The organism is Serratia sp. 506_PEND (genome assembly GCF_001076875.1).
Taxonomy (GTDB): Bacteria; Pseudomonadota; Gammaproteobacteria; order Enterobacterales; family Enterobacteriaceae; genus Serratia; species Serratia marcescens.
Map to the genome: position 1 here is coordinate 1 of NZ_JVEL01000638.1, position 7,995 is coordinate 7,995.

General features: G+C 44.3%; 5 protein-coding genes and 2 pseudogenes. 5 read left to right on the forward strand and 2 right to left on the reverse strand.

The genetic code is table 11. The annotated features are described in order from the left end of the window. Positions 1-19 precede the first annotated feature (19 nt). A pseudogene (locus tag ADK28_RS28910) lies at positions 20-877 on the forward strand (IS3 family transposase); the annotation flags it as partial. Between the two features lie 299 nt (positions 878-1,176). Here ADK28_RS28910 and ADK28_RS30885 read toward each other — a convergent pair. Next, entirely contained in the window at positions 1,177-2,568 is a 1,392-nt protein-coding gene (locus ADK28_RS30885) for a DUF2971 domain-containing protein (protein ID WP_082172383.1), read from the reverse strand. A 220-nt stretch (positions 2,569-2,788) separates the two neighbouring features. Next, a pseudogene (locus tag ADK28_RS28920) lies at positions 2,789-3,283 on the reverse strand (IS630 family transposase); the annotation flags it as partial. A gap of 133 nt (positions 3,284-3,416) precedes the next feature. Between ADK28_RS28920 and ADK28_RS28925 the strand changes: the two are divergent. The 4 genes from ADK28_RS28925 to ADK28_RS33265 all read left to right on the forward strand — a co-directional run bounded on the left by ADK28_RS28925 (position 3,417) and on the right by ADK28_RS33265 (position 7,257). Beyond that, positions 3,417-4,295: a restriction endonuclease gene (locus ADK28_RS28925; protein WP_048797430.1), complete on the forward strand. Its 879-nt coding sequence runs from the start codon at positions 3,417-3,419 to the stop codon at positions 4,293-4,295. A gap of 1,052 nt (positions 4,296-5,347) precedes the next feature. Next, positions 5,348-5,830 (forward strand): Hcp family type VI secretion system effector, encoded by a 483-nt coding sequence (locus ADK28_RS28930; RefSeq protein WP_004937362.1) that lies wholly within the window; start codon positions 5,348-5,350, stop codon positions 5,828-5,830. Between the two features lie 47 nt (positions 5,831-5,877). Then, positions 5,878-6,360 carry an Hcp family type VI secretion system effector gene (locus ADK28_RS28935; RefSeq protein ID WP_004937359.1) on the forward strand — a complete coding sequence of 161 codons (483 nt, stop codon included), beginning with the start codon at positions 5,878-5,880 and terminating at the stop codon, positions 6,358-6,360. A 36-nt stretch (positions 6,361-6,396) separates the two neighbouring features. Then, entirely contained in the window at positions 6,397-7,257 is an 861-nt protein-coding gene (locus ADK28_RS33265; RefSeq protein ID WP_228009761.1) for a hypothetical protein, read from the forward strand. The last annotated feature ends 738 nt before the right edge of the window (positions 7,258-7,995 follow it).

Here is a 7,995-nt window from a genome sequence, read left to right on the forward strand (position 1 = left end):
CACTTAAAGACGTCATCGAAAAAAAGCTTTAAAACCAGCGATAAAGCGTGAACTTGTCAGCTATCTGACGGCGCAATTTGCCATGAGTTTACGCCAGGCCTGCAGGACGTTATCGCTGAGCAGGACGGTATATTTTTATCAGCCCGATGCCCGGCGTGATGAACCGGTGATCCATGCGCTGGCTGAACTGGCAGAACGCTATCCGCGCTACGGTTTTAAGAAGTTTTTCCAGCTGCTGCGCAGGCAGGGCAATACCTGGAACCATAAACGCGTTCATCGGATTTATTGCCTGCTGAAACTGAATTTTCGTCGTAAGGGAAAACAGCGGCTGCCAGTGCGTAATCCAGCACCACTGGCGACGCCGCAAGCGTTAAACCAGAGCTGGTCCATCGATTTTATGCACGATGCGCTGATCTGCGGTAGACGCTTCCGGACCTTCAATGTGGTGGATGATTTTAACCGTGAAGCTCTGGCGATAGAAATCGACCTTAATATCCCGGCGCAACGCGTCGTCCGGGTGCTGGACAGGATCGTGGTAAATCGCGGCTACCCGTTGAAGATGCGGATGGACAACGGGCCTGAGCTGGTTTCACTGGCGCTGGCACAATGTGCCGAAGAACATGGCGTGCAGCTCGAATTTATCAAGCCGGGTAAGCCAACACAAAATGCTTTTATCGAACGGTTCAACCGGACATACCGCACAGAAATCCTGGATTTTTACCTGTTCAGAACACTGAATGAAGCACGGGAAATTACAGAGCGCTGGCTGACGGAATATAACAACGAGCGGCCTCATGAATCCCTGAATAACCTGACGCCGGAAGAGTACCGGCTGATGGCTGAAAAACCGGAACTCTCAAAATGTACGTGGAACTAAAGTTGGGATACTTACAATTTATCGGCACCCTGAATTGTGGTTGCGTGACAGCACGACTCATCTTTTTAAAGAGCAATAATCGGCCCGTACGAATGAACGTCCAAAAGCTCGCCAGTGGAAGATGGCGCGATTAGCGTGTGATATCGGCGTCAGGAGGGAAATGGTAAAGTTAAAAAGGGAATGAGAGAGAAAATACATAGAACAGTAATTATACTTAATTGATCTGTCGGGGGATAATCTGACAGGTTTTCTTGTAGGAAAAGTAACTGTCAGACTATGCTTAAAACTATACAATAAATTTATCGGCGATGTTTAATGTCAATCTCAACTTTATCCATTTTATTCTCCTTGTGATTATAAAATGCCTGGTAGAATTTAAAGTCGAAAATATGGTATTTATCGCATTTATTTACCAATATATTAACAATCTCACATTTGTCAGAGTACGACGTCTTAATGCCAAAAACTATACCCTTAAGAAACTGGAATTCATATCGTACTTTTCTATTAGCGATATTATTTTCGCCAGAGAAAGTTGTTATAATTGCCCTGGCTTCATTTTCTTTACTCCAATGTTCTGTCTTGCAGAAAAAAAATGAATGCATGTTGTGATTGTATTCGTCGAGCCACCTATGATGATTAACATAGCGATGATCATAATAATGGCTTCGTTCTTCACCATCACTTAACCAGCAGTTTTGATAAATGCCACGCTGGATATTTCCTACAGAATTGAAGAAATTTATCTCTGGGTAATTGCCTGAATAATTAACAGGTTCAATTTTCATGTCTATTGGTTTCGTTCCACCTGTTCGTGTAATCTTTATTACGTTATCTTCTGGGTTCCGTGTATAGGAATCAAGATATTCGGGAGTAGTAGTTTCAAATATCAAGCAGCAGCCTTTATGATTATCTCCATAATAACCCCACATATCGGAGTCGGGATAATTTTTTGTAAAGCAAGTTATATACACATCATTGTAGGTTAATTGGCCCAACTGATTAACAAACTCCTGAGCAAAAAATTGCAAAAGATAATGATAGTTTTTCTTAAATACAATGTTGGTTTGGTTTTCAAAAATTGTTAGATTAGATTCTAATGCTGAGTTTTTATGCATTGCTGCAATTGTGGGTAAAAAATCACTAGAGATAGCATCGATAAAATTAGGATCTAGAGTATAGCAATCCATTTTACTGATTATTTCAAATAATGTGTTGTGCTGTAATTTATTTAATTCAATACAGATCTCTTTTATAATTAAAAGATGTAAGCTGTTAAGGATGAAAAAAAGCTCGTCTTGATGGATTTTTTTATTTTTTTCTGAAAGGCATGTAATTAATTCATTAATGGCGTTTATTCTGAACACAGTGCTTTCTAATGCGTTGTAAGTATTTCTGAAAGAACGATCTATCCCATTGTTTATATCAAAATTAAATAATAATAAATCAGAGGACAGTAAACTTTCATTGCTTGAGCAGCTTGCTTTTAATAAGCAGTTTGTCAAGTTAAATATGTAATATCTTAACAGATTTCTCCAGACTATTTTATCTCCCTGCCAAAATAAATTTAAGAATCCTTCCTGAGGGTCGTTTAGCTCATCTGGTGATGCGAAAAAAAGCTCCTGATTCTCAAGTTCATGAAATCCATTTAGTAAGGAACTTGTATTTCTTAGTTTAAAAAAAACATTCATACATAACTCCAATTAAATAAAAGGTGATACAGGTAATTAAATCGCTACTGCTTGATTACAATACTACGTCAGTTTTTTATTTTAACAAAATCATTTTTCATTATTTTTAAATACATACGACAGGAAATTAATTCACAAATCGTGAGACTTATATAGTGGTGAGTATATGTTTGTAATTTGTAAAAATATGTAGATTACTAAATAGCTGCGCTTAATACCGCTACACTTTTGCCAGACCATGTTTCCCTCCGGGGAATGGATTGACCGTATCCATGAAGTGGTTAACTTTTCTCAGAAGCTGCCACATAGAACGGTACTGATGATTGCGGGTTATCGTATCGTGAAGCGCCTGCCATAACCGCTCAACGTGGTTCACACACGGCGAATAAACGGGCTGGTAAATCACACTGAACTTTGGATCCGCTTTTAGCCAGCGCTGCGTTTCCCGGCTTTTATGGATGATATAGTTATCCACGATTAGCGTGATGGTTTTTGCCCGTCGATATGTGGCTTTAAGGTGTTTCAGCAGACATATGAACGGCGCCGAGCTTTTGCTATTGCCACCAACATGACTGACCTTTCCCGTACCGCTGTGTAAGGCTCCGGCAAGATAGTATTTTTCATTCTGGCCCGGCGTGGCTACATGCTTTTGTTGACCGCGAGGTTGCCAGTCTGCGCCGATTTTAGGGTTGAAATGGATGTCCACTTTTCGCTCACAGCGCACCTTCTGCTCAGTTAGATTGGCCCCGTTCTGCCAATAGCGGAACACGCTAAAGCTGGTGTACAGGTGCTGACTCATTTCCTCCTCCACTTTCATACAGTTATACTGTGAAAAAAAGGAGGTAGGCGTGAAACTGAAAATGCAGGATTTGAGGCTGTTTAATCTCGTGTTTGAGAGCGATCCTGGCTGGATACTGGATTTCTCTAACCGCACCTTGTCTGCTTTTTTTGATGAAGAACTAAATATTGATATTGATGATGAACGTTATCAGGAAGAGGGGACGTCAAAGGCCAAACGAGTTAGATGCTTGCTGAAACAGGCTGATCGTGAGACCGCTCTGCGGGTTCTTGGCGCTCTCTGGCAGTATAAAACGGAATCCATGCCTGAACAGGCTGAACAAAGCAGTAATGACTATCTTGCACTGATTTCCCGCTTAGAAAACGCTGACACCGATGAAGCCAAAGGTGTAAAGCCTGTCCAGGCATGGCATGGTGTTGACTGGCCTTCACTTATCGCTGAAATGAACGAGATGAAATCTCTGCCGCCACATCCACGTGGTTTTCGGTTTGAAGCCTGGCTTGCTGAACTGTTCAGTATCTTTAAGCTCGCTCCCCGTTCGTCTTTCCGAAATACAGGCGAACAGATTGACGGAAGTTTCCGACTGAATGACGAATTTTACCTGATGGAGGCAAAGTGGCATCAGAAAAGAACGTCGGCTGCTGATCTCCATGTATTTGAAGGAAAGCTCAGTACCAAGGCAACCTGGACACGAGGCGTTTTTATCAGCTGGATGGGGTTTACGCCTGAAGGTCTGACAGCTTTTGGTAAAGGAAAGCGTGTTATCTGTGTCAGTGGGTATGATCTTTACCACTCACTGAGTCATGGAATCCCTTTGCCCGACCTTCTGGACGCTAAAACCCGGCACGCAGCTGAAACGGGAGAGGCCTATGCTGAGTTCGACCGACTATATGCACTGAAGAACACACAGTTCGGCACGCTGAAATAACAGGTTGGGAAGCGGTGACTGCTCCCCGTTGTTTCACACAGAATGCTGCTAGTAATGCCCGCATATCGCTCATAGCTGCCTGTCAATTTGGGTTGCTCTGTCCCGGTTTTCTATTGGAAACGACCAAGTAATTTGCGAATAGGTAGTCAAGAAAAATGCGCATGGGCGATCAAGTGAATGCTAATACCCATCAACAACTCCCCGCCCGCCCCCACACCTGCTCGATGCTGAAGCATTCGAACAGGCCTGGCGAAATTTGACGCCGTGGACCGCCTTAATTAAACGCCGTTCACGGCGTTTAATTTCGATGGGACTGTTAGTCCCCCCCTGTTTTTAGGTTGATTAGAAAAAAATAATTACTGAAAGTTGGGGGGCTACGGGGGTAGGATTCGAAATGCGTGCTCCGGTCGGCCTCCGGTATTTTTAAGCATTTCAGGAGTGACTGACTCTTACAACCGACTGTTTGCAATAAATAAACAATGGTTGTCTCCGGTTTTTCTCCGTTCCTACGAGTGCAATTGAGATATGAAAGAATGAGGTTTTTGTTGGGTGTTCTTTGCTTTTGAATAAAGGCCATTTGACCTGTAAAATCGCAGGGTACTGTTTGTATTGACTTTATGCCTTCAACCTACTCTGTTCATGGGATTGAAAATCCCCGTGTCCTTGGTTCGATTATTCGGTCTGAAGACCTCACCCTGCGGGCCAGCGCTGAGGCGCCACCGTATCATCCGAGGGAGTGCAACTTCGCATTACTGGTGGACTCTCTCGAAAAACCGCCCCCAATCCCCAGCTATCCGAACGTCAAACAAACGCGCTCATATTCCGTGTTTATTGAGGGTTTTTATTGTCGAACTGTGATGGATACAGTTACGAATCTACAACCGTATCACGTTGTTAAATCGAAATATATTTTACAAAAATTAGGAACATTCCGAATAAAAACGACATTGCTGTTAATTCATTCATATAAGGCTATGCTGAATTTTACCCATTGATAAGACATTTTTAACCTATTCCGCTGCCAACGCGAAATAATGGAGGATCCGGCGACAATGGCAATTGATATGTATATGAAAGTTGAAGGAATGACGGGCGAGTCCCAAGACAGCAATCATAAAGGATGGACCGACGTACTTTCGTTTAACTGGGGCGCTTCACAGCCAGGAAATATGGCTGTCGGCGGTGGGGGCGGTTCCGGGAAAGTGAATTATCAAGACCTCCGTATTCAAGCGCTTATCGACAAATCTACACCCGCCATTCTTAAATATTGTTCCAGTGGAAAACATGTCGCGAAAATCGAGCTTTCCGTATGCAAAGCGGGCGGCAACCAGGTGGAATATTCCAAAATCGTTCTCGAAGACGTGCTGGTGACGCAAACCGATTTTAATGGTGTCGGTCAAAATGATGCGATCCTGGTTGATTACGCCTTCCAGGCGTCAAAAGTCACCATGAGTTACTGGGAACAAGGCAGCAGCGGCACTAAAGGCGCGGAAAGCAAATCTGGTTGGGATATCAAGCAGAATAAAGAGAGCTAAGTGCATTCGGGCACCTAACAATACGTTAATGATCGGGTGATAAAATCATGGCAATGGATATGTTTTTAAAAGTTGAAGGCATTAATGGCGAATCGAAAAATGCGAATCACAAGCAATGGATCGATGTCTTTTCCTTTAACTGGGGCGCGCGGCAGCCTGGCAATATGGCCGTTGGCGGCGGCGGCGGTACGGGTAAAGTGAATTTTCGCGATCTGACCGTACAGGCTCTGATAGATAAAGCGACACCTGCCTTATTGAAATACTGTTCGGCCGGTAAACACCTCGCCAAGGTGCAGTTGTCGCTTTGCAAAGCCGGTGGGCAGGAAGTGGAATATACCCGCATTACTCTGGAAGATGTATTAGTGACTCATACCGACTTCATCGGTGTCGAGCACGGTTCCACGCTAGGTATTGAATACTCTTTTCAGGCCGGTAAAGTATCGATGGAATACTGGGAGCAAGCGAAGCAAGGCAATAAAGGAGCTTCGGTGCAGATGGGCTGGGACATTAAGCAAAATAAAGAAAGCTAATCACATTACGGTGCATATCGTAATGGCGGGGGGATTATGGCATTTCCTAAGTCACATGAAATTTTAGCTCTGACATCGCAACACGAATCGAATAATCGGGTGTCAGCCAACTTTTTGACCCGTGAGATTTTGAATGAGGCGCTGATCCTCGTCAGGTCTCTGTCACCAGAAGAAGTCTTTCGATTAACAAAAACGGAGACCGGACAGATCGCGTTTACGCTGGGTGAACTCAAAGATGAAAACAACCGCCGGCTGACAGCCAATAATATTGAGTCAGGACAACGACCAGGCGGAAGAATTAATCACCTGGATAACCGCATTAATGTCTCTTTTCCCGGAACCTCATGGCAAATGGGGGCACGTGTTCAGCATTTTGAGAATATCGCATCGAGCACCGTCGGCGGAGCCGGACTGGTTTTGATCGCGGGATTATGGACGGGGGCCGGTTCTGGCGTTGGCAGCATTTTAGGCAGAAATGCCGCCCAACTCGCGGTAGTGACTGGCACTTATTTGGGTAAACGCTTCGTGACCAATAAAACCATGGTCGTGAATCAGATGGCGGCGCATATCAAAAACCTTGCCGATATGTTTAACTCCACCCACAACGCCTTTAATGATTTCAAGTTCGAAAGCGCAGCCAAACGCGCACAATACAGTCCCGATCCTCAGGCAGAGCACCCTATTACTTTTGAACAGAAAGTCACGGATAACAATGCAGTTCCTGCTAATCATACCGCTGCCATTCAGGCTATCGTGCGCCGTTTTGTGACGGGAACCTACCAACGTGTCGATATCGTCGGCCAGGGCGATATGTTTATAAAAGTCTTTTTCAGCGATGGGGAACTGGACATTTCGCAAGCCCAGTATGACTACCTCAGCAATTTGAAGCTCCCGTGATTGATCAACCTGGCAGGTCTTCACGGTTTTGGCGCAACGGTTGTCATTCTTTCCAGCGCGCAAAAATGCCCCGAGCTGACCAAAAGATTTTTATTGTCGGTAAGAATGGTCAATGATGATGACAAGGCAGATTGCCGGATCGGACGCGATCGTTGCGCCAGCGTGGCCAGGTTTTTTCACACTCGGCTCGAGCAAGCGTCCTCTCCGGCCAGCCTTTGTCCGGCATTAATTAAACGAATCCTGACCCCGGTAGTTAACGCGAACCATCCGCGCCCATTAGGGTGATGCAACTCGGGGTAAAATATTGCCGTTCGGGGGGCAACAAGAGGAGATAAAGGTACAGAAGCGTGCGTATCACCTCAGTGAAAGAGTGTGATACTCTGCCGCAAAAAACAAAATAACACGTTGAATTAAATGACAAAAACCACCTCACAACGCACAAATTTCATAATTTCACTTCCGATTTCATCTTTGCAAAAAGCATCCTGCTTCTAATATCACGTTATTTCACCTTCCCCTCGCCTATTTTAAGGCTATTCTAAGCAACGAATACACCGATCCCGGCAATGCAATGGCATATACACCAGAAAAGCAGATAAGAACTCATACGGTGGACATCCTCCCTGGTAGCCGTTTTCATGGCTTGATGAATCAGGCGGCATCGGATTTTTACTTAGGAATATTCATTAAATACACGCGCAAACCTTCATAGGGATTTTCATGGAAAGAAATACGCCT